The organism is Vreelandella sp. V005 (genome assembly GCF_052645115.1).
Genome location: NZ_JBQXYA010000003.1, coordinates 427,467 through 453,883, shown reverse-complemented (window position 1 = coordinate 453,883; position 26,417 = coordinate 427,467). Strand labels below are relative to the sequence as shown.

General features: G+C 43.0%; 25 protein-coding genes. 20 read left to right on the top strand and 5 right to left on the bottom strand.

Translation table 11 applies throughout. The annotated features are described in order from the left end of the window. The first annotated feature begins 245 nt into the window (after positions 1–245). From ACUN8H_RS10685 to ACUN8H_RS10590, 20 genes are all read left to right on the top strand, one after another. Entirely contained in the window at positions 246–1,757 is a 1,512-nt protein-coding gene (locus ACUN8H_RS10685) for a lipopolysaccharide biosynthesis protein (RefSeq protein WP_445532110.1), read from the top strand. Then, on the top strand, positions 1,754–3,175 hold the full coding sequence (locus ACUN8H_RS10680; protein WP_445532109.1) for a Coenzyme F420 hydrogenase/dehydrogenase, beta subunit C-terminal domain: 1,422 nt from the start codon (positions 1,754–1,756) through the stop codon (positions 3,173–3,175). The genes ACUN8H_RS10685 and ACUN8H_RS10680 overlap by 4 nt, the downstream gene beginning before the upstream one ends. Further along, positions 3,172–4,320, top strand: coding sequence for a polysaccharide pyruvyl transferase family protein (locus ACUN8H_RS10675; RefSeq protein WP_445532108.1), 1,149 nt, complete (start codon positions 3,172–3,174; stop codon positions 4,318–4,320). The genes ACUN8H_RS10680 and ACUN8H_RS10675 overlap by 4 nt, the downstream gene beginning before the upstream one ends. Next, the gene (locus tag ACUN8H_RS10670) at positions 4,313–5,323 is read left to right on the top strand and encodes a glycosyltransferase family 2 protein (protein WP_445532107.1); all 1,011 of its coding nucleotides are present in this window, start codon (positions 4,313–4,315) and stop codon (positions 5,321–5,323) included. Before ACUN8H_RS10675 ends, ACUN8H_RS10670 begins: the two co-directional genes overlap by 8 nt. A gap of 18 nt (positions 5,324–5,341) precedes the next feature. Further along, positions 5,342–6,181 (top strand): glycosyltransferase, encoded by an 840-nt coding sequence (locus tag ACUN8H_RS10665; protein ID WP_445532106.1) that lies wholly within the window; start codon positions 5,342–5,344, stop codon positions 6,179–6,181. A gap of 226 nt (positions 6,182–6,407) precedes the next feature. Then, complete coding sequence (locus tag ACUN8H_RS10660) at positions 6,408–7,553, top strand: glycosyltransferase (RefSeq protein WP_445532105.1); 1,146 nt, start codon at positions 6,408–6,410, stop codon at positions 7,551–7,553. Beyond that, positions 7,483–8,664, top strand: a complete 1,182-nt coding sequence (locus ACUN8H_RS10655; protein WP_445532104.1) for a glycosyltransferase — start codon at positions 7,483–7,485, stop codon at positions 8,662–8,664. The genes ACUN8H_RS10660 and ACUN8H_RS10655 overlap by 71 nt, the downstream gene beginning before the upstream one ends. Further along, a complete protein-coding gene (locus ACUN8H_RS10650) occupies positions 8,657–9,892 on the top strand; it encodes an ArnT family glycosyltransferase (protein WP_445532103.1) in 1,236 nt (411 codons plus the stop codon). The genes ACUN8H_RS10655 and ACUN8H_RS10650 overlap by 8 nt, the downstream gene beginning before the upstream one ends. Positions 9,893–9,896: 4 nt before the next feature. After that, positions 9,897–11,009 (top strand): glycosyltransferase family 4 protein, encoded by a 1,113-nt coding sequence (locus ACUN8H_RS10645; protein WP_445532102.1) that lies wholly within the window; start codon positions 9,897–9,899, stop codon positions 11,007–11,009. Further along, on the top strand, positions 11,006–11,674 hold the full coding sequence (locus ACUN8H_RS10640; RefSeq protein ID WP_445532101.1) for a sugar transferase: 669 nt from the start codon (positions 11,006–11,008) through the stop codon (positions 11,672–11,674). The genes ACUN8H_RS10645 and ACUN8H_RS10640 overlap by 4 nt, the downstream gene beginning before the upstream one ends. After that, complete coding sequence (locus ACUN8H_RS10635) at positions 11,671–12,504, top strand: aldolase/citrate lyase family protein (protein WP_445532100.1); 834 nt, start codon at positions 11,671–11,673, stop codon at positions 12,502–12,504. The genes ACUN8H_RS10640 and ACUN8H_RS10635 overlap by 4 nt, the downstream gene beginning before the upstream one ends. Beyond that, positions 12,504–13,487 (top strand): D-2-hydroxyacid dehydrogenase, encoded by a 984-nt coding sequence (locus ACUN8H_RS10630; RefSeq protein WP_445532099.1) that lies wholly within the window; start codon positions 12,504–12,506, stop codon positions 13,485–13,487. The genes ACUN8H_RS10635 and ACUN8H_RS10630 overlap by 1 nt, the downstream gene beginning before the upstream one ends. A gap of 16 nt (positions 13,488–13,503) precedes the next feature. Continuing rightward, entirely contained in the window at positions 13,504–15,057 is a 1,554-nt protein-coding gene (locus tag ACUN8H_RS10625) for a hypothetical protein (protein WP_445532098.1), read from the top strand. An 18-nt stretch (positions 15,058–15,075) separates the two neighbouring features. Beyond that, complete coding sequence (galE, locus tag ACUN8H_RS10620) at positions 15,076–16,131, top strand: UDP-glucose 4-epimerase GalE (RefSeq protein ID WP_445532097.1); 1,056 nt, start codon at positions 15,076–15,078, stop codon at positions 16,129–16,131. Further along, on the top strand, positions 16,131–17,408 hold the full coding sequence (tviB, locus tag ACUN8H_RS10615; RefSeq protein WP_445532096.1) for a Vi polysaccharide biosynthesis UDP-N-acetylglucosamine C-6 dehydrogenase TviB: 1,278 nt from the start codon (positions 16,131–16,133) through the stop codon (positions 17,406–17,408). Before galE ends, tviB begins: the two co-directional genes overlap by 1 nt. Positions 17,409–17,562: 154 nt before the next feature. Then, positions 17,563–18,717, top strand: coding sequence for a glycosyltransferase family 4 protein (locus ACUN8H_RS10610; RefSeq protein WP_445532095.1), 1,155 nt, complete (start codon positions 17,563–17,565; stop codon positions 18,715–18,717). 667 nt (positions 18,718–19,384) lie between these two features. Further along, positions 19,385–19,576 carry a lasso RiPP family leader peptide-containing protein gene (locus ACUN8H_RS10605; protein WP_445532094.1) on the top strand — a complete coding sequence of 64 codons (192 nt, stop codon included), beginning with the start codon at positions 19,385–19,387 and terminating at the stop codon, positions 19,574–19,576. A 238-nt stretch (positions 19,577–19,814) separates the two neighbouring features. After that, on the top strand, positions 19,815–20,807 hold the full coding sequence (locus ACUN8H_RS10600) for a hypothetical protein (protein WP_445532093.1): 993 nt from the start codon (positions 19,815–19,817) through the stop codon (positions 20,805–20,807). Positions 20,808–20,999: 192 nt separating this feature from the next. Further along, the gene (locus ACUN8H_RS10595; RefSeq protein ID WP_445532092.1) at positions 21,000–21,194 is read left to right on the top strand and encodes a hypothetical protein; all 195 of its coding nucleotides are present in this window, start codon (positions 21,000–21,002) and stop codon (positions 21,192–21,194) included. A gap of 253 nt (positions 21,195–21,447) precedes the next feature. Continuing rightward, positions 21,448–22,503, top strand: a complete 1,056-nt coding sequence (locus ACUN8H_RS10590) for a hypothetical protein (protein WP_445532091.1) — start codon at positions 21,448–21,450, stop codon at positions 22,501–22,503. A 329-nt stretch (positions 22,504–22,832) separates the two neighbouring features. Here the strand turns inward: ACUN8H_RS10590 and ACUN8H_RS10585 are convergent, their stop codons facing one another. The 5 genes from ACUN8H_RS10585 to ACUN8H_RS10565 form a co-directional block, all read right to left on the bottom strand. Beyond that, positions 22,833–23,795 (bottom strand): sulfotransferase, encoded by a 963-nt coding sequence (locus ACUN8H_RS10585; RefSeq protein ID WP_445532090.1) that lies wholly within the window; start codon positions 23,793–23,795, stop codon positions 22,833–22,835. Between the two features lie 760 nt (positions 23,796–24,555). Next, positions 24,556–25,029, bottom strand: a complete 474-nt coding sequence (locus ACUN8H_RS10580; protein ID WP_445532089.1) for a lasso peptide biosynthesis B2 protein — start codon at positions 25,027–25,029, stop codon at positions 24,556–24,558. Positions 25,030–25,039: 10 nt separating this feature from the next. Then, complete coding sequence (locus ACUN8H_RS10575; protein ID WP_445532088.1) at positions 25,040–25,363, bottom strand: PqqD family peptide modification chaperone; 324 nt, start codon at positions 25,361–25,363, stop codon at positions 25,040–25,042. 162 nt (positions 25,364–25,525) lie between these two features. Beyond that, entirely contained in the window at positions 25,526–25,669 is a 144-nt protein-coding gene (locus tag ACUN8H_RS10570; protein WP_445532087.1) for a hypothetical protein, read from the bottom strand. Positions 25,670–26,232: 563 nt separating this feature from the next. Further along, positions 26,233–26,376, bottom strand: a complete 144-nt coding sequence (locus ACUN8H_RS10565) for a hypothetical protein (RefSeq protein WP_445532086.1) — start codon at positions 26,374–26,376, stop codon at positions 26,233–26,235. Positions 26,377–26,417 lie beyond the last annotated feature (41 nt).

Sequence of the window (26,417 nt, the reverse complement as noted above, 5' to 3'; positions counted from 1 at the left end):
TAACTTGCCCCTGTTAATATTTATATTTTTTTAACTATTGTATTTTAGGAGTTTTGCGCTCTTTGCCGTAATTGTTGGTTTAATCGTTTTGTCAACCATCTTTTTTATTACCAACATTAACTATTCAAATGCTGCTTTAGTAAAAACATAATTTGTTGTTGATCGAAAAAATGAGCCTTTTAACTGATGCTGTTTTTATGCCAATAAAATCAGCTTGACCTTCTTTTAAAAAACCAAGGCAAATAATGTTAAGCCCAAAAGACAAGTTTTTCTCTGCAGATCATTTAAAATCTGGATTAAAAGAGCGAGCAGTTAAAAGTGCAGGAATTACATTAGCTGCGCAAGCTATTAAGTTAATATTGCAATTAGGTTCAATTGTTATATTAGCTCGTTTGCTCGAACCTGCTGATTTTGGCCTTATTGCTATGGTGACTGTGTTTACAGGTCTCGCTCTTCAGTTCATGGAGGGTGGCCTGTCAATGGCAACGATTCAAAGAGATCAGATAACTCACGGACAGGTATCAAACTTATTTTGGATAAACGCGGGTCTAGGAGCTGGTATGTTTATTTTGGGGGTGCTTGCTGCGCCCCTGGTGGCAAACCTTTATGAAGAACCACGCTTAACATTAATAATGGCAGCGATGAGCCTAACTTTTTTAATCGGTGGGTTCTCAGTCCAACATGATGCCATCTTAAGAAGGCAGATGCGTTTCAGAGCTATATCGATTATTGACATAACTTCAATGGCCTTAGGCATAGTTGCTGGAATAGTAGCCGCCTTTATTGGGTTTGGATACTGGGCCTTGGTTATTAGCACAGTGACCACTTTTTTATCGAAAACTATCTTGCGATGGTTCAGTACTGCTTGGCTACCTTCTTTAATGCGAAGAGGAACTGGTGTTAGGCCTTTATTAAATTTTGGTGTAAATCTTTTGGGGGCGAATTTTGTAGGTTATTTTGCAAATAATATTACACCTTTTGCTGTAGCTTATATCGGTGGTGCCCAATCAATGGGACTTTACAATCGCGCTAATACGTTGACCTCTATACCGTCAAAACAGCTGCTGCCTCCATTAATGAATGTGATGCAGCCTACTCTTGCAAGAGTCGCTCAAAACCCTGAACGCCTAAGAACTACAATCATTTCATTAATGGGAAAGATTGTATTCTTCACAATGTTTTTGACGATTACTATGGCAACTTTAGCCGACTGGATCGTTGAGCTTTTCTTGGGTTCGGGTTGGAATGGGGTCGTCCCAATCTTCAGAATGCTTGCTATATTTTCATTTGTAGAACCAATTGCCGGATTTCTAGCTGTTTCACTGGTAGCTGTTGGTAATTCTAAAGCACTACTCAATTGGAAATTAATCACATTCGGTATATTGATAGTATCTGTAGCAATCGGCTCTTTCTGGGGAACTTTTGGTGTTGTGGCAGCTTATGCACTTTCGGGTGTTTTTATTCGTTTACCATTGTTTCTTTATTATGCTAGCAGGTTCTTGCCTGTAAGTTTTGTCGATTTTACAAAAGCGCTAATCCCAGCGATTGTGTGTGCGGCAGCTACTGTTCTTTTGCTATCTATATTTCGTCATTTTTATACTTTTGAAAATCCGATAATTGGCTTGCTTTACACGCTTCCTATAGCTGCTACCACTTTTATTGCATTAGGTTTATCTATTAAAATAACGCGTGTTGAAATCTTAGGTACAATTAAATTATTGAAGTTATTAAAGATAAAGTTGCGGGGAAGCAATTGAGTATAAGCGATAGTTATCAGGCACTAAACGAAAATGTTATAATCAATGGTTTTTGTATTGGTTGTGCCGTCTTAGAGCAAAGCCCGTTTAAAATTAACATGGATGAATATGGGCAGTATAAAGCTCGCTTGAGCAAGCCTACAGGGTCATTGGAAGCTGAAGTAAACTATGAAAAACTGTGCCCATTTGGTGATGGCTCTCCAAATGAAACCGAGCTTGCAAAAGAGCGGTTTGAATCAGTTTGCAATAACAATATTGAAGTTGGTTATTATAACGGCGTGTTCGCTGGGCATGTATCTGAAGGTAGTTTCCGTAAACTTGGCAGTTCGGGAGGCATGTGCACTTGGATGCTCAATGAATTACTTGAACAAGATCTTGTAGATTATATTGTTCATGTTAAATCTGAAATAGAAATAGGTGACTTTAACAGCCTTTCATTTAGTTACCAAGTTAGCGAATCTCTTAAAGATACAAAGTTAGGCGCTAAATCTAGGTATTATCCTATTGAGATGTCGAAAGTTTTAAGAAAAATTCGTAATTCGCCCGGGCGTTATGCAGTAATTGGTCTGCCATGCTTTATTAAAAGTATAAGGTTGCTACAAAAACAAGAGCCAGTACTTGAAGAGTGCATTAAATTTTGTGTGGGACTAGTATGTGGGCACCAAAAAAGTGCACGTTATGCTGAACGTCTCGCGTGGCAAGTCGATATCGATCTTTCAGAATTGCAATCTATTGACTTTAGAGTCAAAGACTTAAACCAGCCAGTAAATCGTTATAGCACTTCTGTGAAGGGTAATAAAGAAGAGAAGACTGTGCAAACTAATCAATTGATTAGAACAGATTGGGGGGGCGGAGCTTTTAAGTATAAGTTTTGTGATTTTTGTGATGATGTGTTTGCAGAAACCGCAAATGTTGTATTGGGCGACACATGGCTTTCTGAGCACGTTGAAGATAGCGAAGGAACAAATATTGTTATTACTCGTAACAGCGCACTCAATACATTAGTTGAAAATGCATTGAATAATGAGCGTTTGTTACTCGATAGAGTAAGTATCGAACAGGCAATAAAATCTCAAGATGTTGGCTTACGCCATCGCAAAGTAGGTATCGTGCATAGATTGGATCTAGAGCAGCGCACAACAAAGTGGGTACCAAGTAAGCGTGAACCAATCAAAATGGGTATTGAACCCAATTATGAGAGAAAAAAACAAAAGTTGAGGATGAAACTAAGAGCTTTATCTCATGAAAGTTTTTCACAAGCAACAAATAAAAAAGAACTAAATTTTTATTTGAGTCAAATGAAGCCAGTTATTTTAAAATATAAGAGATTAGGGGTTGCTTTAAAAACACGGTTTAAGTCTAAAGATAAAACTTTAATTCGTAAATTTTATAACATAAAAGCTAATAAACTGACATGAAAATAACAATTCTTACCCAACCTCTCGGCCACAATTACGGAGGCCTCCTTCAAGCATATGCTTTGCAATGTTATCTTAAAAGTATTGGCTGTGATGTTGAAACTCTTGACAGGCGAAGCCCCGGTAACACTTCTACCCCTATCAAGACGCAACTTATTAATGTAATGCGTTTATTAGCTGGTCGTATTAAATCGATACCGACAACTAAAAAACAACTTCTAGTGCTGAAAAATCTGGCTGAGTTTCGTGATCAAAGACTGACCATGACAAAAACTGTAACCAGTGAAGAAGAGATTCGTGATTATGCGCGTAACCAAAATATAGATGCATTCATTGTAGGCAGTGATCAAGTCTGGCGGCCTCGTTACTCGCCGAGTATTTTGAATTTTTATCTTGATTTCCTTGATGATGTGTCTTCACCGGCTAAACGTATTTCCTATGCTGCCTCTTTTGGCGTTGATGTGTGGGAGTATCAGGATGATGTTACGAAGCGTTGTAAAACGTTAATTAAAAAATTTGACGCTGTTTCTGTACGTGAGCAGTCAGCTATGGAACTTTGTAAAAGCAAATTAGATACGAATGCAGAATGGGTGGTAGACCCTACGTTGTTACTAGAAGTAGCTGATTACCAAGCGTTAATAGATACATGCGAGATTAACCATAATAAAGATTGTATTATCTCTTATGTGCTTGACTCAGGGGCAGATAAACGATCAATAGCTAATATTGTTAGTAATAGTGTTAATAAGAAAGTGGTTTCAATTAAACCTGAAAATAAAATTTCACAATTCCGTAGCAAGGACATAAATAGATGTGTTTATCCCAAAGTTGAGAAATGGCTGCAATCAATTAAAGACTCAAGTTTTGTTGTAACTGATTCATTCCATGGCACCGTTTTTGCCATTTTTTTTAACAGACCATTTATTGCTATTGGAAACTCTAGAAGAGGAATGGCCAGATTTGAATCCTTGCTTTCTCATTTTGGGCTTGTAAATAGGTTAGTTGAAAATAGCAACGAAGTTACTCAAGAACTAATCAAGCAAAAAATTGATTGGGCGACTGTCAATAAAATCCGCGAACAACAAGCTGAAGTTGGACGTGCTTTTATCCAAAAGAATCTATTTAACGATAAGCTAAATGATTAATTCTCCAAAAGTATCAATAATTGTTCCTGTTTTTAACGCAGGTGAGAGTCTTAGGCAGAGTATTGACTCTCTTTTGAATCAAACCTTGCATGATCTTCAAATAGTAGTGGTTAATGACGCTTCAACAGATAGCTCTGCAGCTATCATTAATGAACTGGCTAGTGAGAATGACAGAATAGTTGCAATACACTTTGACCACAACAAAGGAGTTCATGAAGCTCGTTTGGCTGGTTTGGGGGTGGCATCAGGCTCTTGGATTGGTTTTCTTGATGCAGATGATTATGCACGCCCCGACATGTTTAAAACTATGCTTAACGATGCAATACAACAAAACGTAGACATCGTTATTTGTGGTTCATTTAGAGTGACTAGTGAACGCAAACAAATATCTCCAAAGCTCGTTTTTAAGCATGCAAAGAAAATTGATGCAAAGGTGTTCGAGAAATTCTGTCGGTTTGAATTCGGTACTGGCATGCTTTGGAATAAACTTTATGCTAGGGAGGTAATTATTCCTTATACGGATATGCACTTTCCTTGGCGTCAAAATATTAACGAAGATCTTCTTTTAAATATTGGCTGTTTTCATAATTCGAACTCAGTCTATCTAAGTAATAAAATTCTCCACGAGTATGTCTACAACAAGTCGAGTGTTACTTCGACAGTCGATAATGCTAAATCTTATGTAAATACTTTTCGTGCATTTGCTCTTGCCGTAAAATTTTATAGCTGCTTAGGTAAAGAACCTTTCGAGCATATTGTCGATATGTATCGCACTCAGTTATCATGGGGAGATTATTCGATTAATAAAATAAAAGAAATTTCGGCTTATAAAAATGAACTCGAAGAGGCTTCAATCTTAATCTACTCTGTTTATCCAATAGCACTTTCACTCTTAACGGCTCGCCATCGCTCTGTAAAAATTGGTGCTAAACAGGCTTTAGTAATTATTGCTAATAGCGCGCTTTCTTTTTTTGGCGTTAAATTTAAACGCATTAAAAAATGAATTTTTTGGAGAAGAACCTTGTTAACAGTCAATTTAACGACCACTTATCAGCGGCTTAAGTTATGTAAAATCACACTAGTTTCACTGTTAATGCAGTCTCGTCTTCCTGACCGTATAGTTGTATGGGTATCAAAGGAACCTTACTTAAGGGATGAGGGTATAGCTAACGATGACTTAGTTAATCAGTTAGTTAAATCTCTCCCAGGTATTAATAGTGAAATAATTAGTGTTCGCTGGGTAAAGAATACCGGCCCTTATCGGAAGCTTATTCCAATGCTTAGGGAAGCAGCTCCAGAAGACATTATCGTTACTGCAGATGATGATATTTTTTACGGCGAGAACTGGTTGAAAAATTTAGTTGAAGCTTACGATGCAACATCTAATACATTAGTTGCGGCAAGAGTACGTAAAATAAAGACTAATATTTACGGAGTTAATAAATCTTACCTTTATTGGAAAATAATTACTAAGCCGACTACGGTTGATGATGATTTTGTTGTTACATTCGGTGGCGGTGTTGCGCTCAATCGCAATATGTTCCGTGAGGAAGATATCCATAATGAGGGTTACTTAAAATTAGCGCCGACAGCAGATGATCTATGGTTTTCTAAATTAGTTAGACAAAACAAAGTCAAAGTTAAAGTATTGCCAAGTGCACTTCAGGAAATTAATTTTATCGAGCACAACGATGGCCTTAATAACCATAATATCCCTAGTGTAACATCATTTATACATAGGCTCAGACGTAAGCTGTGGGATCGTCAACTAGGTCACTTAGGCGTGCATGTATGTGGCAATGACCGTGCTTTTAGTCGGATTGAGGCATACTTTAAAGATCAAGGGCATAAAAAAGCATAACATACAATGCTAGTTAGTGTAATTATCCATTGTTTGAAATTCAACACTGACAAAGTAATGTATATGTAATATAAATCCTGAATATCTGATCAAATTAGTTAGTAGTAGTAAGTTTGTAAAATATTTTTGTTTTAAATATATATATTTTACTCTTTTGAATTACAAAGATTTGTGGCTGAATTATTAGCGCAATATTTTCATTATGTTAATCCTGGGATGATATGAAATGGAAGGCGAAGATAAAATTAATATTATTCATTTCGGTTTAAGTGGGAATCCTGGGGGGATCGAAACGTATTTATTAAAAGTGGCTTCGAGAATTGACAGGTCCAAGTTTGTGTTTTCTTTTATTGATACAACGGGCTCCAATGCAGGGCCTTGTTTCTATGATGAATTTGCCGACTTAGGTTGCCATTTTTACACAATTTGTCCAAGAAGAAAAAGTATTTCACAGAATAAAAAAGACTTAAAAAAACTCTTTAATGAAAATATTTTTGATGTGCTGCACTTTCATGTTAATACTTTAAGTTATATAGAGCCTGTTTTAATAGCCTTAAAGCATGGTGTTAAAGTGGTAATACACAGCAGGAATGCGGGAACTCGAGGTTCCTTTATAACTAATGCGTTGCATTTTTTAAACAAAAAGAGAATTGAAGCACTAAATGATACGGTTACCCGCGTTGCCGTAAGTGAACTCGCTGGTAAATGGTTGTTTGGTGATAATCAAAAATTTACCATTTTAAATAATGGTGTTGACACCGAAAAATTTCATTTTGATAAAAACGCTAGAAATGAAGTTAGAAAATCTTTAAAAATTAATGGTGACACAATCGCTTTGGGTTCGATTGCTGCTTTTACTCCTGCCAAGAATCAACAATTTATTCTTGACGTGTTGTTTAAAATGAATAAAAGTGATTTTAAATTTAAGGTTTTTTTTGTTGGCGATGGTTATTTAAAAACTGGCATCGAAGCGCTGGCCAAAAAATATTCACTAGAAAATTGCGTCGAGTTTTTAGGTAAAAAATCAAATATACCGGAATTAATGTCTGCTTTTGATATTTTACTGCTACCCAGCTTTTATGAAGGCTTCCCTAACGTTGTATTAGAAGCTCAATGTTGTGGTCTACCCTGTATCATTTCCAATTATATAACTGAAGAAGTAGTTATTGATAAGTCTTTAGTATGCAGGCTGCCCATTAATGACGATTCTCGCCAGGGCTGGGTGGACGAAATTAATAACGTAGCCAAAATGATTCATAATAGCGATGCTGAATTACGGGAAATGGCATTTAGAATTATTGATGAAAGAGGTTTTTCTACCAAGAATGAAATTGAAAGGCTTGAAAACCTCTACTCATCTGTTGTTGCTTAAATTTAATTCTCTACTGGTTATTTTAATGAAAATTATGCACGTCATTTCTTCCGCGGCGGCTGGTGGAGCGGAAATATATGTAAAAGATTTATCCAAGTCGATGTCTGAAAAAGGCCACTCTCTGTTTGTGGTTTTGCTTGACCGTGCCTCTGAATCTGGTCGCGATGCTGAGTTTGAAGCCTCGTTTCTAGCCGAGCTAGAGCAAAGCGGTGTTGAGTATGGATTTCTCGGTGATGCGTGCAGGAAGAATCCACTCAAAGGTATCCTAGCTCTTAAAAGCTTTTGCCGTCGTTTTAAACCCGATATTGTTCATTCTCATCTGTATTATGGCGCGGTATTTTCTTTATTTCAGTTCGGTATTCCTCACGTATATACCCATCACAATATAAAGTTAAAGGCAAAGCCTCTTTTTTACCGGCTCCTTGATTTTCGTACCACAGCGTATATTGGCATTTGTCGTGCTTGTGAAAAGCTTTTGAAAGGCGTTACATCTAGGGAGGTTGTACATATTGATAATGGTGTCGATAGTGGCAGAATCATTGCTAAGAAAGTTTACACACCCACTAGCCCTCTTAACGTCGTTTCAGTGGGTACCTTGTCCGTTCAGAAAAACCATCAATTACTCTTTCAAGCGATTGCCAGATTAACCCATCTGGATTTTACCCTAACGGTTGCGGGAGAAGGGTCACAGGCTGAAAAATTAAAGCAGTTAGTTAACGAGCTTGGAATAGACAATAAAGTTAATTTTATCGGTAATAGTAATAATGTTAAACAGCTTCTTCATGACTCGGATCTGTTTATTATGTCTTCTGCCTGGGAGGGGCTGCCGATCGTTCAGATCGAAGCATCATTGACAGGGCTACCTGTACTCGTAACCGATGTGGGCGGATGTTCCGAAATTGTCGAGCGTGTTGGAAATGGCCTTATCGCCAACGTGGGGCTCGAAGATTACACTGCAAAATTAAAACAGCTCATCGAAGATGAACCATTGCGCCTGCGTTTTCACTCAAATGCCTTGGAAAATTCTCAACATTATAAAGTTGATAACGCCGTTGATCGCCACCTTGAACTCTACAACCGCTTGAAGCGTCGGCTGCCTTCTCATGCCTGAAGTCTCTTTTATTCTAATTCTGTTTGTGCTTACCGCGGTCTATTGCCTGTGTATGGCACTACGCCACCGTTGGTTACTTTGGCCCTTAGTTTTTGCATATTCTTTTCGCATTTTTTTATTCATACTCGATTATACGCGTATTTTTCGACCGCCTGGGGCGACAGCGGATGGTGCTCGATTCATCAGATACGCTGACATATACGCCAGTATGGAATGGGCAGAAGCTTTTCGAAATATGCCATTATTTTCCTCAGGCTTTTATGCATGGCTCGGTGGTATTGCTCAAAAAGTTGTTGGTGAATCTTCTTTTTTTCTGATTGCGACTAACTTTTTTTTCGGTCACGTCGTGGTCGTCGTAACCTCAGTTATTTGCTATCAGCTCTGGGGAAAGCGTGTTGCCATTTGGGCCGCAATGATCATGGCGCTTTATCCCTTTGCTGCATTTAATTCCATACTGGCTATGCGCGAAGAAATCGCCATTATGTTTTTCTTAATGGGCCTGTATTTTTATATTCGCTGGGTAGCAGGAAAATCTGCACTTGGACTTCTATGGGGAGGTTTGTTGTTTGGAGTGGCGGTCCTCTTCCACCCAGGATGGGTGGCTGCTTTTGTGGGTGTAGCGGCTTATCTTGTTTACTTCCTTTATCGTAGTCTGGTTAAAGATCGACAACGCTTTGTGACGAAACTTCACGCTAGTAAGCTAATACTGGCTGTGGGCATGTTATTGTTTTCGGTAGGGATGGTCACCCTCAGTGGTGGAATCTCGTTGGGTAAAGGCGTCGAGATCGGAGGCGATTCCGAAGGTGGCATCGCTGAGACCATTGAGGATAAGTTTACTGGCGAGGCGTCTGGTGGCTCTGCATACCCAAGCTTCGTCGCGCAAGGCAATCCCTATACACAGCCCTGGTTGATACCCGCCCGAATTATTTATTTCCACTTCTCTCCATTCCCCTGGGATATCCGGAGCCCTCTTCAAATAACAGGTTTGATCTCTTCTGTCCTTTATTGGTTCTTGGCTTGGCGTGTCTACCGCGGTTGGGGGGAACTCAAACATCGGGACGAGTGTGTGGCGATGTTATTTATCTTCGGGGCGATTACTTTTGTGTTTGCCCTCGGTGTTAACAATATCGGTACGGCGATTCGACATAAAACTAAATTACTTGGTTTGTTCGTCATCCTCGCAGCTTCGTCTTTTAACAGTGTTCGAATTCGCATTACAAGGAAATGATCTCTTGGACGTCTTGATACTTGCCGGCAATGCTCGCTCGTTGATCGCCAATCGCGGTGATCTGATTCACGATATGCGTAATGCTGGGTTAGAGGTGGCTGCCGCCGTACCGACGGCGGATTATCTGCCTGAAGTGGAAGAGCTAGGTATCACCATTTATCCAATTGAGATGGGGCGAACCGGTATTAACCCTGTGCACGACCTTAAGACGCTTTGGTCTTTTTACCGCCTCATTCGCAAGGTAAAACCTAAGGTTGTCTTTGGCTATACCATCAAGCCAGTGGTGTACGGTAGCCTCGCTGCCAAAGCCGCAGGCGTGCCTCGTATTTATTCGATGATTACTGGGCTAGGGCATGTATTTACGACCGAGAGCGCTAAAAACCGTCGGCTACAGAAAGTGGTTTCATTGCTCTACCGTGTTGGGCTGGCCTGTAACCGGAAGGTATTTTTTCAGAATCCCGATGATCTTCAAGAGTTCACTGAGCGGGGAATTCTTCGTGATAGGGCGAAGGCCGTACGGACCTATGGCTCAGGTGTGGATATTCAGCGCTTTAATGCTACTCAACTGCCAGAGGGCGGCTTAACATTTTTATTTATTGGCCGTTTGTTAACGGAAAAAGGCGTTGAAGAGTTTTGTGAGGCGGCGGCTCAGTTGCATATTGACCATCCGGCGGTGCGGTTTATCGCCGTCGGTCCGCACGATCCAAATCTACCTCACTCGTGTGCGCTTGAAGATCTAGAGCGCTGGAAGCGCCAAGGTATCGTCGAGTTCATTGGCGGTGTCTCTGATGTGCGTCCCTGGATTGCCGAATGTTCGGTGTTTGTGTTGCCGTCTTATCGTGAGGGGACGCCACGCTCGGTTCTTGAAGCGATGAGTATGCGGCGCCCCATCATTACGAGCGATGCACCGGGCTGTCGGGAAACGGTCGAGGATGGTGTCAACGGGTTTTTAGTGGCTCCCCGTCGCACTGCTCCCTTGCTAGAGGCGATGCGCAAGTTTGCTGAACGGCCCGCGCTCGTACCGCAAATGGCCGAGGCGTCCAGGGTATTAGTTGAGCGGCATTACGACGTACGTAAGGTTAATAAAGTGATTCTTAAAGCAATGGAGTTAGTATGAGGCAGGGAATCAAACGTTTTTTTGACATGGTCGCAAGTGGTCTCGGCTTAATCGTCCTATTTCCGTTGCTGCTGGTGGTCGCGGTATGGATCAAGCTAGACAGTAAAGGGCCGGTTTTTTTTATGCAGCAACGTGCCGGCCAGCAGGCGCGGCCTTTCAAAATTTATAAATTTCGTACCATGCTGCATCGTCCCCCTGAGGCTATTAATCAACATCAAGAGCAGGTGGTCAGTGCTGGGCACGACCCTCGGATTACGCGTGCGGGCCGTTTTATCCGCGCTACCAGCCTTGATGAATTACCCCAATTGATCAATATTTTCAAAGGCGACATGAGTGTAGTGGGCCCTCGCCCTGTGCTGATAGAGCAGACAGAAGTAGTCCCTCCCAGTTATAAAAAACGTTTCAGTGTTCGTCCTGGTTTGACCGGGCTTGCTCAGGTGAGAGGGCGGCGTAGTCTTGGCTGGCTACAACAATTAGCCTATGACGCTGAGTACGTCGATAAACTTAGCCTGGCTTTGGATCTCAGAATTCTATTGTTGACCATTAAGGTAGTGCTGACCGGTGGCGGGATTTACGGCGAACCGGGACTGAACTGGCGTACCTATCGAGATCATTTGAATGGCCAGCCTCCCCAAGATAGCGATGTCGAGGAGGCGATGCGATGAACCAGCTCAATTTTATGATGATCACCGCAAGCCCGGATATTGCAGCGTTCATAGAGCAGCACGGGGTGGCGCGTATATTCATGGATCAAGAAGTGATGGGGAAAGCTGAACGCCAGGGCCATCTTGATACCCATAAAGCTGCCCACTCGGTTGAGCAGATCGAAGCGGTGGCTAACGTGCTTAAACGCGCTGAGCTAATGGTGCGGCTCAACCCCCTGCATGAAATGACGCGCAGTGAAGTCGATGCGGCTATCGCTCATGGGGCTCAGCGGCTGATGTTGCCGATGTTTTCCACGCGTAGCGACGTGGGGCAGTTTCTCGATATGGTGAATAGCCGTGTGCCCGTTACTTTTCTTGCAGAAACTGCAGCATCGCTTGCTCGGCTGCCCGATTGGCTAGGTTTGCTCACGCCTGGGCGGGACGAAGTGCATCTAGGCCTTAACGACCTTTCCTTGAGCATGGGCCTTAACTTCTTATTTGAACCCATGGCGGCGCGTTTATTAGATCCTGCAACAACGGTGCTCAATCAATCCGGTGTCACTTGGGGGGTCGGCGGTGTCGCACGTATCGGCCAAGGGGAATTGCCCGCTGAAACGGTAATCGGCGAGCATGTCCGTTTGGGGTCCCAATGGATTATCTTATCGCGTGCCTTTCACTCAGGCGCCTCGAGCCCAGAAGATCTGCTTAAAATTGTGGATTTTCCTGCCGAAATTAATAAGCTGCGCGAGGCCGAGTCGCATTGGCGCTGTGCTGATGAGGCGTCACTCCTTATAAATCAGCAGCAATTAGCCGAATGTGCCTACCGTCTAGGCCGTAGAGGAGAGGCATAATGCCATTATCGCCTGAGCCAATTCGGCGTGTGCTTTATCTCCAGAAGTCCGATGTACTCGCCCAGCAGCAAGCATCTATCGTTCATACCTTACATTCAGCGATGCCAGGCGTGGAGCTCGTCTTTGCCGATAGTGCAGAGGCCGTGCCCCGGCATGTCCACTTTGATGTAGTGATTACCCCGACGTTGCCGTGGCTACCTGATGCGTTGGCGCAGCTTGCCGGTTACCGCTGGATCCACTTTTTATCAGCCGGTGTCGAAAAGATCTGGGAGATGGACTTCGACAAGTCTACGGTCGTGATGACTAAAAGTAGTGGTGTGCATGGTGCGCCGATGAGCGAGTATGCCATCGGTGCCATGCTTCACTTCACTAAGCAGTTTGGACGCTTTCATGACCAAGCCAAACAAGCGATGTGGCAACGCGCTTGGCTTGACGAGCTGACGGGTAAACAATTGACTGTCTTGGGTTTGGGTCATATTGGTCAGAGCTTAGCGCAACGTGCCAAGGCGTTTGAAATGACGGTGGTCGGTACGCTGAGAAATATGCGCGAGGTGGCGCAGGTAGATCGAGTCGTTTCTCTCAAGAATATTGGTGCTGAGCTGAGCCGCACGGATTTTTTAGTGTGCTGCTTGCCATTGACAGAGGACACTCGCGCCTTGGTCGACGATGCGTTATTGGGCCAGTTAAAGCCAGGTGCCGTATTGATCGATATCTCTCGTGGTGGCGTAGTGAAAGGAGAATCAGTGCTTAAGGCACTCGATGCTGGGCTACTCAAGGGCGCTGCCCTGGATGTGTTCGAACAACAGCCGTTACCGGCTGAATCACCTTTGTGGAAACGCGACGATATTTTAATCACGCCCCACGTATCGGGAACCACTCCGCATTATCTCGAACGGGCGCTCTCAGTGTTCCTTGATAATTACAATGCCATTGTAAAAGGACAAGGCATGGTTACCTTGGTAGACCAAGCGGCGGGATATTAATGAACAGGGGGGTGAAATGACTGGCGACAGTTTAACGATAACCGAAGAGTTACTATTTGCTCGTGGCTTTGCTTTATATCCTAGTCATGCAAGCCTTTCAAATAACGCTTGGGATGAGCTTTCCAGTTGGAAAAAGCAAGATATCAATGGGTATATAGTGCGGTCCCATCCTAATGCAACGGTTTTTATCAGTGCTTGCCAAACCGGCGCTGCTATTCTCGTAGGTAATGCCGTTAACCCTTTTACGGGCGAGATCGAGCAAGAAATAGTAGACCACTTTCTTGAACAAGAAGGTGGAGTATTAGAAAGCGGAAGATTAAGAACCGAGATAATTGATTACGTAGACCAGCTTACAGGCCGTTTTCAACTCTTCTTAATTGAAAATGGTGTCATTTGCGCGCTTTGTGATGCGACGGCGTTGGCACCCCTCTATTACTACCAGCAAGATGAGCATTACTGTTTTGCTTCACACTCTCAGCTGCTAGCAGAGTTAGTGGGCAGTGAACGAGATGAAAACCTTCAAGAAATAATTGATGCTGCCTTTTATACCGTAGGTCGAAGGCATCTACCCGGCTATAAAAGCCCATTTAAAGGTATAGAACTCGTTGGAGCAAACGTATATTTCAGTTCACTGCTCAAAAAACGAATCCGAATCTTCCCGCGCGAACCTCTCGATAGTGACAGCAGAACCTTTTCAGAAGTAGTGGATGATTCTGCCGATATCCTCAAAAAAACAGCAGATCTCTACTTTTCTAGTCGGTCGGTATTGGTCAGCCTTTCGTTGGGTCAGGATAGCCGTATTAATTTGTCGGCATTTCATGAATGGCGCCAGAAGGTGGAAGCGTACTCTTATTGCGGTAACCTGGTTGAAACCGCTGAAGCAAAGCAGGTGCATGAATTTGCACAAAATCTCGGGGTTCAACACCATATTATTGATATTGAAAGCGTAAGCGTGAACGAAGCCAGCGAGCTGGCGGAAGTGTTAAATAGAACAACGGCTTTTTTACGTAAACACAAAACGTCAGAGCTTAAAAAGCTGGTGGCAATGCAGCGATGGTTCCCTCAAGGTGCCTTGGAAATAAAGGGTGAGGCGTCAGAAGTGGGTAGGGCCACGTACTCCAAGCGCTCAGGAATAACGAATTTTCCTAAGCTAGATGCACGTGCCATGAGCAATTTATATAAAAGGGTGCTTTATCCGAGGCACCTTCTTAAGCTTATAGACGGTTATTTTGAAGAGTTCAAGGCTAAAGGCGAATTCGGCTTTTCATCTTTAGGGTATGACGATTATGACCTGTTTTTTTGGGAGCACCGCACGGGTTGCTGCGTTTCTTTAGGAATGCAAGATCATGATATCTACCATGACTCTACCGCAATAATGAATAACAGAATTCTGTTGAAAAACTTTCTGATGCCGAGTTTTGAAGACCGGCTCAACGACAGGCTACATCAAGCCGTATGTGAAAAGCTTTGGCCCGGTGTGCTGAAGACGCCAACCTCTAAGCGCACTTCAATGAAAGGTAGGCTTAAAGTGTTGGCCGAGAATGTTTTTTTTAGAGTTAACAGATTCTGAATATTATTGTAGGTATTGATGAAACCCACTAAAAAAGTCTTCGTCACGGGCGGTGCCGGTTATATTGGATCGCATACGGCTCTTTCATTGCTTGAAGCCGGATACGACGTTGTTGTACTGGATAACCTTTGCAACGCGTCTCAAGAGGCGCTTCACCGAGTAGAACAGCTTGCTGGTCGAGCGCTAACCTTTATCGAAGGCGACATTCGCGACCGCGCCTGTCTCGATAAGCTTTTTCGCGAGCATGATATCCATGCGGTGATTCATTTTGCAGGACTAAAGGCTGTCGGTGAAAGCGTCTCTGCGCCATTGGCTTATTATGATACCAATGTGAACGGTTCGATAACGCTTTGCCAAGCGATGCTTCAGGCAGGTGTATTCCGCTTGGTATTTAGTTCATCGGCAACGGTTTATGGGCCAGAGGCACCCATACCCTACATCGAGAGTATGCCGCGGGGCGCTACTTCCAATCCCTATGGCGCTTCAAAATCGATAGTGGAGCAAGTTCTAGACGACCTGGTTAGGAGCGACGAACGTTGGTCGATAGCTATGTTACGTTACTTCAACCCGATAGGAGCGCACTCCTCTGGCATGATCGGGGAGGACCCGCAGGGCACCCCCAATAACCTGATGCCCTATATTGCTCAAGTGGCGGTGGGCCGTCGTTCAACGTTAACCGTTTTTGGCAATGATTATGCCACTGCAGATGGCACCTGTGTCAGGGATTATCTTCACGTAATGGATCTGGCTGAGGGGCATGTCAGTGCCCTAGACCGTTTAACGTTGCCAGGCTCACACATATATAACCTGGGTACTGGCCAAGGGCTGTCGGTGCTGCAAATGATCGAGGCTTTCGAGCGTGTCTCTGAGCGTCAGATTCCTTATCAATTTGCCTCGCGCCGTGAGGGTGATCTGGCAGCTTTCTGGGCGGATCCAAGCAAAGCCGAAAAGGAGCTGGGGTGGCAGGCTCTGCGCGGCTTGGACGAAATGATTGCGGATACTTGGCGCTGGCAGCGCCAGAACCCTAACGGTTACCGCACCGAGATTAACACTACATCACAAGGGACATCGTAATGGTCAATATGGATAACGTTCGTTTAGGAATCATCGGCTTGGGGTACGTTGGGCTTCCTCTTGCCGTTGAGTTCGGGAAGGTAATGCCAACTGTTGGTTTTGATATCAACGCTAAGCGTATCGCAGAACTAAATGATGGTATTGATCGCACGTTGGAAGTAGAGCCCTCTTTACTGGCTGAATCCACACAGCTAAGTTTTGCCAGTGACCTGGAGGTACTTCGTGATTGCACGGTTTACATCGTTACGGTACCCACGCCGATTGACGATAGTCGTCGTCCTGATTTAACCCCGCTGATAAAAGCCAGCGAAACACTAGGCCAGGTTATCTCCAAGGGCGACGTGGTAATTTATGAATCCACTGTCTACCCAGGCGCGACAGAAGAAGATTGTATCCCTGTCATCGAGCGCATTTCAGGGTTGGTATTTAACCAGGATTTCTTCGCGGGCTACAGCCCTGAGCGGATCAACCCCGGAGATAAAGAGCACAGGGTGACCACCATCAAGAAAGTCACCTCTGGCTCAACGAAAGAGGCGGCTGAATTTGTCGATGCCCTTTATCGTCGCGTCATTACGGCAGGTACACATTTGGCTAGCAGTATTCGCGTTGCTGAAGCTGCTAAAGTCATCGAGAATACCCAGCGTGATGTGAATATTGCGCTTATTAACGAGTTAGCTGTTATTTTCAATCGGTTAAATATCGACACGGAAGAAGTGTTGGCGGCGGCCGGTACTAAATGGAATTTTTTACCATTCCGGCCAGGCCTGGTAGGGGGGCATTGTATTGGCGTTGACCCCTATTACCTGACCCATAAGGCTCAACAAGTTGGCTATCATCCTGAAGTAATTTTATCAGGGCGCCGTATCAATGATGGGATGGGAGCCTACGTTGCCAGCCAGTTGATTAAGCAAATGATTAAGAAGCGGATTCATGTTGAGAAAGCACGCGTACTCGTGTTGGGGCTGACATTTAAAGAAAACTGCCCCGATCTGCGTAACACAAGGGTCGTGGATATTCTTGCTGAGCTAGCGGAGTATGATATCCAGACGGATGTATATGATCCGCATGTGGATAAACGGGAAGCCGAGCAGGCCTACGCGATCTCACCTATCGAGTCTCCTGAACCTTCTGCCTATGATGCTATTATTTTAGCGGTCGCCCATAATGAGTTTAAAGAGCTTTCAGTGGATAACATTCGTAGCTGGGGCAAGCCTTTGCATGTGTTGTATGACTTGAAATATGTGTTACCTAAAGCGCAAACCGACCTGCGGCTTTAAACGTTTCACTAGTAGCCCGCCCTATTCATCGCAGCGCTCTCTGTTAATTAATTCAAGTGATAGTGATTGTGCCGAGCCGACGGCTTGAAGTTGCGGCTTGGCATACTTTTGTGTGGTGAAGTTTTTGGTGACTTTCCAAAGAATAAGGTTGTATATGAAAATAGTTTTTTTTGAAAACAGCAGTCAGAAAGGTGGGTCTCTTCAGTCTTTGAATCTTATTTGTAAACATTTGGCTGATGAGCACAGCATCACGAGAGTTTTTGCTAATTATGACAAGGGTGAAATTGAAGAGCCCAAGAATCAAAAAAACGTTTACGTTTCAAGGCAAACAAAACGAAGTCATTATTTGACCGCTATTTTTCTCAAAATTAACTCTTATTTAAATTTTACAATATTTGTAAAGTTGAGTCAGATATTTGAACGCAAGCAAGTTGAGAATTTCCGAAAAGTAATAGAAGATGAAAGTCCTGATTTGATCGTTTTTAATAACCCACCTCATATAGATAGGCAGGCCATAAAAGCTGCTGAAATGATCCCTGCTAAAAAAATATGTCATTTAAGGTTGTCCATCTTTGGTTCCATATACAAAGAGGCTTATTTTAAATCGCTGCTCGATAGCAATATCCATAAGTATATAGCTAATTCTCATTCTATTGCCGATAACTGGGCTGAAAATTGGGGTTTGTCTGAAAATAAAATAGCGGTTGTGCATAATAGCATTGATATGGATAAAACCCGTGGGCAGAGTGGCACTATTGAAAATCTGGTCAAAGATAAGACAAAAACACATGTTTGCTGTGTTGGGCGAGTAAATGACGCTAAGGGACAAGAGTTTTTAATCAACACCTTTATGGAAGAGAAAGAGAGGCTCTCGGACTTCACGTTAACAATTATCGGTGATGGCCGCGACGCAGAACGTCTAAAGAGCTTGGTGAAAAATTCTGATTTTGAAGAGCAAATAAATTTGCTAGGAAAATTAGATAAGGCTAAGCAGTTTATGCACTATTTTGATGTAGCAGTTGTTCCCAGTAAATTTGAGCCTTTCGGGAATGTAGTCTTGGAGTGGATGAATTTTTCAGTACCTGTGATTGCCACTAATTCTGGAGGACCTGCTGAGATCATAGCGAATGAAATAGATGGTCTTCTTTTTGAATATGGGGATAGAAATAGCCTGGTTGAGGCATTGTTAAGACTTAAAAATGATCAGCATCTTTATCAAACTATTTCTGTAAATGCTCTTAAAAAAGTTGAAAATAATTTCTCAGAAAGTACGTTTATCGATAAATTGAAAGCTCATTATTTTACTTGATGAGCAGTGACTTCGAAGCGAGTGGTAAGCAGCAATGCAAAAGTTATCGAATAATCAGTGGTGTAAGCATTGCATAAGGACTTGACCACTTCTCAAAGCTTTTCATAAGAGCTGTCAGTGGTCCCCATTGTTTTTTTTGGATGACCAGGGCTCCACACCGAGGTGAGTTACACCTGTCTGATAGTCGATCATAGCGTCACCCAAGTGGGGGCTCTTATGGTCACACAAATGATTTTTTAGAGAATGATCTTTTAGAGTATGGTCTTTTAGATATAGGGGTACGGTAGTGCCAAAAACGCTTGGTTACTTTTGCATTGCTCTAGGCAAGCGATACCTTATGAGCCAATAGTGTGTAGTGTTCCCCCATCGATAAAGTCCGCATTCCCTTCTCGAAGTAAGATGCCCACTATGTCACCGGTCGCGGCTACAGAGGTGATAAGGATAGTCAATCCGCTACCAGTGAGCATGCTATTATTAAAAGTTGAGTGTAAATAGGCATTTTTCAGCTAGTGATAACTCATTGGGTGGAGTATTCTTAAGTAACCAAATGTAAAAATTTGGCTTGCTAACTGGCGGTTAGCTGTGCATGAACACTTGCTTGGTTTCTCACCTCCTCAAGTAGGTGCGTTATGGGGACAGGCAATAATAAAAAACGTGGAGAATAAACATGAAAATGAAAAACATGCGTAAAACATATGAAACTCCTACATTAGTAGAAATCGGATCGTTAGGAGACATCACCAAAAACGGCACCCCTATCTTTAATGGTCCACCAGGATCACGGAGTGGTGGCAGAGCCAATGCGAATGCTAATATCAATGCTAATCCCGGCGGTTATTCACAACATCCTGATTCATAATGATTTTGTAGGCTAAGTAACGCTGTGTTTGGTTAATTTGCTAGAAAAAGTGCTCATTTTTAAACATAAACAAAGGCCTGCAGTGACACTGCTGGCCTTTTATATTCTGTGTTAAATACCTATGTCTTCTCGTATGAGCGTAGCGTCTGACTTGGCTACCCAGTTTTGATGCTGTTTAACTAATAAGGTAAGTGTTGGAATGAGTGATATGCGTAGCCCTTTAGCCAGCAAAACTCCCTTGAATGGCGTTGAAGAGAGGGAAAATGAACTACGTCATAGCTCCCAACAACATCCCCACGAGCAGTATTATTATAGTACCTACGGCTTCACCGTTGTTTCACATATACCCTTGCCCGAACTCATTCCAATTGGTGCCTGTGAGCAGCCGGATATTGAAATTGTAGCCGGGAATGTCGATCAGACTCTGCTAAACGGACGTCAGGTAAATCGCTGGTTACAAATGAGCGAAGATCAATGCCAGATGTGGATTGAGGGCATTGCCAATTATCGCGTCGAGAATGGCAAACGCATCGTTATTGATCGGCGCGTTAAAGAACCGAGGGCTTCAGCGGCATCGCCTTCAGACGTGCGTGTGTACCTTTTGGGCAGTGCGCTAGGTGTACTCGCCTATCAGCGTGGCTGGTTGCCACTACACATCAATGCAGTACAAGCGCCATCGGGTGCCTTATGGGCGTTTACCGGGCCGTCTGGCGCGGGTAAATCAACCTTAGGAGCATGGTTACATACTCGCCTCGGCTGGCCGCAAATCACCGACGATGTGGCCGTGATAAAGCCCGAAGACCAAGTACCACTATTGCATGCAGGGCCAAGAAAAATAAAGCTTTGGAAAGAGACAATGGAGGCGCTGCAAATAGACATGGAGGGGGCACAACGTGATTTAAGCCGGGTCGATAAATTCCATATTACGGCACCTAATAACCACGAAGCACCGATTTTAGCTCCACTGAAGCATCTGGTTATTCTGGAACGTGGTGCCACTGGTAGTCAGCCCAGCCTAACGGAAGTGTTTGGGGATGAAGCCGTTGTCATGCTGCTTGATACGCTTTATCGCGCGGAGTTCGGACGTGAATTCATGGCGCCTGAGACAATAGTACAAATGTGCGAAAGACTAGCGGCTAAATTACACATCTACCGCTTTGCACGACCGTGGGGGTTCGATGAAATGGCCGAAAATTTAACGCCAATTCTTAAAAAAGCAAAATTAAGCTAGTGACTTTTGTTGCTCATATAGTAATATTAGGTATCTGAATGTAACTTTCGCTTTTGCAGCAAACGCCCGTGGTGATACAAGCATGCAGCCAACGAAAGCGCATACAGAGATCGTTGACATAAGCATGGTTTTCTCGGCGCCCCACCTCGGCACCTTGAGCAAACCAAGAAAAAAAGCAAAAGGAGCGTAGGCATGGGAACAACTAAAGTACGTAAAGCATATGAGCGCCCGATGTTGATTGAAATCGGGTCAATGGCCGAAAAAACCGAGTTTTTCTTCTCACCTGGTTTCTTCGAAAAGCTGTTTGAGATTAAGAAGCACTATTTCCATAAAAAATTTGGTCATCATCATCCGCCGAGTTTTCCGGATACCCCTGATTTCTCCTAAGCGGTTCGTTGGTTGAAATGCTCGGTCGGGGGTCTCATCTGCCTGAGTAGTGCTAACCGAAGCGTTTGACAGCCTGCAGCGTTTAATAAGCTGCAGGCTTTTTGTTGTTTTTGTAAGCTAAGAAATCGATGACGAGGATCTGTTTAAGATTCGCTTATAATCGAACCTACATTTTTAAAGTGCTGATGAGCGTCCAGTTGGTGTATCGTTGCCACTAACAGTGTGCTTGTCAGAATTTATCAAGGGAACCATGATGGCTGAGAGAAGTGCTACCAGTTCAGCGGGCAATACTCTGTCAGGGCAGGGAGAGAGGCGTGGCAATTTACCTGCCATTAATCAGCGTTACTACTATCTTACGTATGGGCTCAAAATATGCTCCACGCTCGAGCTTCCTGAGCTACCTGAAATTGAGCCTTGTGAACATCCGGATGTGCTGGTAACGACACCTGGCGTGGCTGATCGGCTCGATGATGGTACCTATCTCACTAACTGGCTCGAAGTGGGAGATGACCGCTGTCAGATTACTGTCGAAGGTATTGCGCGTTACCGTGTGGAGGAGGGGCAGCGTATTTTGCTTGACCGTCGTATGCCTCGTGGGATGGATTCAGTTGCTAATCCAGGGGACGTGCGACTTTTTTTGTTGGGTAGTGCTTTGGGCGCGTTGTTACATCAGCGCCATTGGTTGCCGCTTCACGTTAGTGCCCTTAATACACCTGCTGGGGCATGGGCATTTACTGGTCACTCGGGTGCTGGAAAGTCAACCATTAGTGCATGGTTACACTTTTCGCAGCAGTGGCCGTTAATTACCGATGATGTCGCGGTTATTAAGCCAGATGACTCCGAGCCACTGCTTCACCCGGGGCCGGCGCGTGCAAAGTTATGGCGTGATGCACTCAAGGCGTTGGGAATTGAAACAGAAGGGCTTGTGAGAGATCTGATGCGCGCCGATAAATTCCATCTCATGATGAACAAAGGCGCACGCTATGATGCCCATCGCCTGAGTGCGTTAGTTCAGTTAGAGCGTGCCGACGAAGGTGAAGAAGCAAGCCTTCAGAAATTATCAGGAATTGAGGCTTTTAAAACCGTGATGGGCGCTATTTATCGCCCTGAGTTAGGCGGTGAATTTAATACTGACGAACAGCTTATGCGTGAAAGTATACGGTTGGCACAGCAGATTAGTGTTTATCGCTTCCGCCGCCCTTGGTCATTAGACGATATGGATAAAAGTTTGAAGCCCCTGCTTGATGAGATTAATGCTGAGGCAAGCAAGTCGCCCATTAAGGGCACGCGATCCACTAACAACGCTTAGGCAGTTACTGTTTAGATCAGTGAGATTGCTATTCTAATAGCAAACAGCAGCGCGTTAATACTATTAACGTTGAGAGAAAGTAGCGCTGTGGAGAGAGGCTACAAATCGCCGGAGAGCGCGCTGTCAGTGTCTATCGGGCAAGGAATGATTGCATCGTTAGCCTCGAGAATGCTGGGGGAGCCTGGTAGGGTAGCCAGCGACAATAGGCCATCTTCCAGGCGCTATGCATCTAATGGGTATCTAGATTGGTTGGAGAAACAGTAGGAATGGCTTTCTCAGTGGAAATTGCTGAGCAGCTAGCCTCGAAAGAACCTTTAGAATGCTACAGTTCAGTATTTATATAAATGCCTCCTCATGTTGTCTTTTATGTAAGCCGTTTCATTAGAGAACTTACCGCTTTCATACATTTTAACTTTTGCAAATGCGTCAGAAAAATCAAAACAATTAAAGACAGCAGGTCTCGTTTTCAGCTCAGCAAAATCTTCTAACTTACACAGTGCTGTTTCAAAATCAAAAAAAATATCTTCGAACCACACATCGATTACCTTACTAGGATCACAATTTTCCAACATAGCTGACATTCGATCATATCTAGGTAAATATTCGCTTACGAAATGAGAAACGGCTTCACTGGGCTTCATCGTGTGATACCTTTTTTTCCTTTTTAATAATAAATCAATAAATTGATCTCTTGGGTCACGCCTCACCACTACAATTTTAACATTGCTCAAAATGTCAGGTATAGCGCATCCATATCGAATATCAAATAATAGCTTTGGTGTAAAAAGTTGATCAAAAACAACTTTTTTATCACTACTGATAATGTTTCTTAAAGAAAGAAAATACACTCCCATTAGTTGTTGTATTTTTAATTTTCTCGCAGATGTTTCAAGACTGGAATCATTAAGTAAAAGATTTAAATCTTTTAGCATTTTTTTTGAAAATAAAGAGAACCCTGGTAATCGCTTATCATACGAACGTTTTCCAAGCTGGTATTGATTTACTTTTTCGATGATAGAAGCTGACACTCCCGGCAGCCTAAGTAGAAAATAAAAAACCACACGGCTGGCAATAGGGTTTTTTTCCCCGAATCCTATAAGAGTATTTTTGACCTTAAGAAACTCGTCTTCTGTAGGAGTTTGGTTGGCGTATATTTTTGACACTATGTCATATAACCCTGATTCGCCTATTCTTAGTTCACCGTCCATTACCCGCACTTCATCATAAGCGGAGATAATGTCAATCCATGGTGTTGACCCGGTTGAAACGGATCCCCCTATCGATATTATCATTATGCACACCTGAGAAACCAAGCTTTACAATTCCAATCAAACAGACAGAATATTTATAATACATCTGTAATAATTTTATCTTAATCTATCAAAACTACAAATCAGGCTTGGCTAAAGGAATTATTTCTTATTGCCAATATTTAATAAAAAATTCTTTTATAAACAGTATGTTATGCTGGCAAATATGACTTTAATTTTTGTAAAATGGTTGTAAATACTATAAAAATAATTTTTACTTAATGCAAATGTTTATTAATTCTAGACTTTCAGTGTGAATTTTTTAATCTGAGAATTCGTTAATTACGACTAGTTTTCTCAACATGCACGTGCTTAATAAAGTTTTGCATTTTTAACGCCACCTTTAAACGTATGAACGATGATTAATTGTTGCTATCTGGTTATTGTTGTGAGCTATAGTAATTTCTCCACTGACTGAATAGCGGCGTACTGAGATTATGAGCGTTAAGCGACGTCACCTTATCGAAGATGGTCTGTAAGTTTCTGACTGAATGATGATTCGATCAGTTAATAGGCCTAAGCGGTAGTCTAGGTACTGTTAGGGGGCTCTAGGGCTAGTGCTTCTAAAGCCAAGCACAGGCGAATGCCGTTATCTGCAAGCTAGGTGATCGGTTAGCGGCTCAGCAACTTGGTCAGCCGTGTGACATGCTCGGCTAGCTTGTATCCTTTATTATGTAAGGATCAAGACTGGATAAATGTGGGCGCGGGCTACTTGCTTATGGCTTTTAAATATTAACCTATATCAGGGCTTAATATAGCAGCCGACAATCGTATAATACTGAAAGCTGTGACCGCCAGAAACGGGTATCCGGCCTGCTGTCACCCAGGCGTGGGCTTTAAATTGATTCGTCTCTGGATCTCGGCAAAGGCCAAAGTAGAGTGAATATGGGATGCGATAAATACCTAATAGCAGGCGAGTCGTTATGGCTTGAGGAAAACAGTTGGAAACCCACGGGCAATAGCGTGCAGTCAATCGTACTACCCGAGCAATGCGTAATGCCTGGGCCTCTTGTTTATTTGTTAAAATATGGGAGTAGGCGCTTACACCTATTGAATTGCCTAGATAAGGAGCAATGCGGCGAAAGGTGAGCGTAACAATTATCAGGCGACTAAGGCCAAGCATTAGCCATACGGGTAAAAACCAGCATTTGGTAAAAGCGGGCTTAGCAATAAAACTGCCCGCTTTATGGCGAGATGATGCTATGTTGCGACGCAATTTTTTCGCCTTACTTATTAACGGGCTCTATTAGATCAACCTTCATCAGGTCTTGAGCAAAGCGAATAATATCCTGCTGGCAGGTGTCGATATCAATCTCATATTCATTGCAAATGGAGCTAACGAGGTCATCGATGCTAGCGGGTGTTTCAAGCAGCTCCCAGGCACGAGCGCCCACACCCGAAATACCATAATAGCGACCCAATTTTTCATTCATCATGACAAGGTCGCCGTCCAAATTAGCGGCAATCATGTCGGGGTTACGCTGCAAAAGGGTCGTGGTAGAAAGCTCTGTATTTGCCATCATAGTCGTAGTGGTGTTTGTAGAGGTCATCGCAAAGGCTTCATTGTTTATACAGGATAGGTGAGCGCAATTCTATTACTTAACTATAAATAAATTTTTTGAATAAATTAACAAAAATATTTGTTTAAACGCAATAAAAACGCATGCCACATAGCGTGGCATGCGCCGCATTTATAAGCAAAGTGCATCAAATCAAGAGCCTGGCGGAAAGGCAGTATTATTCCGGCCATTCATTTGATCAGCATTTGGCTGATTGCCAGCTTCAGTAATGTCCTTCATCGCGCCCAGTTCTTGCAACTTAGGGGCTTCATAGGTTTTGCGTTCTGTTTTCAGCATGTCGTCGGTTCCCTTAGCTAGATGATGCCTTCCTGGAGGCAACAAACACACTATAGTAACTGTTGCGTTACTCGTCCACCTATATTCGTTACATTTCATTACTTTTTTTGCGTTGCCTGCTAGCATGCATCAATAAAGCCTAATCTCTAAGATTACCTTATGTTTTTGTATTTTTAAGCTTCTGATAAATAAGGTTTTGATCTAAATTTCATGCTTTTTTGTGATTTTTTAATGAAGATCAAAATTAACCATCATAGCAGTGCATTGTTTCTGGTGAGCTTGCAATCCAGCCTTTCAGACCAGTGGACGCCTATAGATTGTATCTGAAGTGTACATTTAGTAATCGACGTGCTCTGTATGAAACCTTTGAGTACATTTCCTTGTTTATTATAGGATTTTTGAGTATCAAGGTGGTTACATGAACAGGTGAGTGTTGCAGATGCAGCAGCAATGTTGATTGCGAGTAACAATTTTTTAAATCAAAAAATGCTCAGCCAAAAAATAAAAAACCGCATGCCACGTAACGTGGCATGCGGTGTGTTACTTACAATTAGCACACTAAATCAGGAGCCTATGTCAAATGCTGTGCCGTCTTGGCCCTGAAACGTGTCGCTGAAAGTCTGACTACCGTTTTCGGTAATGTCTTTCATTGCGCCTAGCTCTTGAAGCGAAGGCTCTTCGTAGGTTTTGCGATCCATATGTAACATAAGATTCTCCTTTAGCAGAAATGTTGCTTCAAATGCAGCAA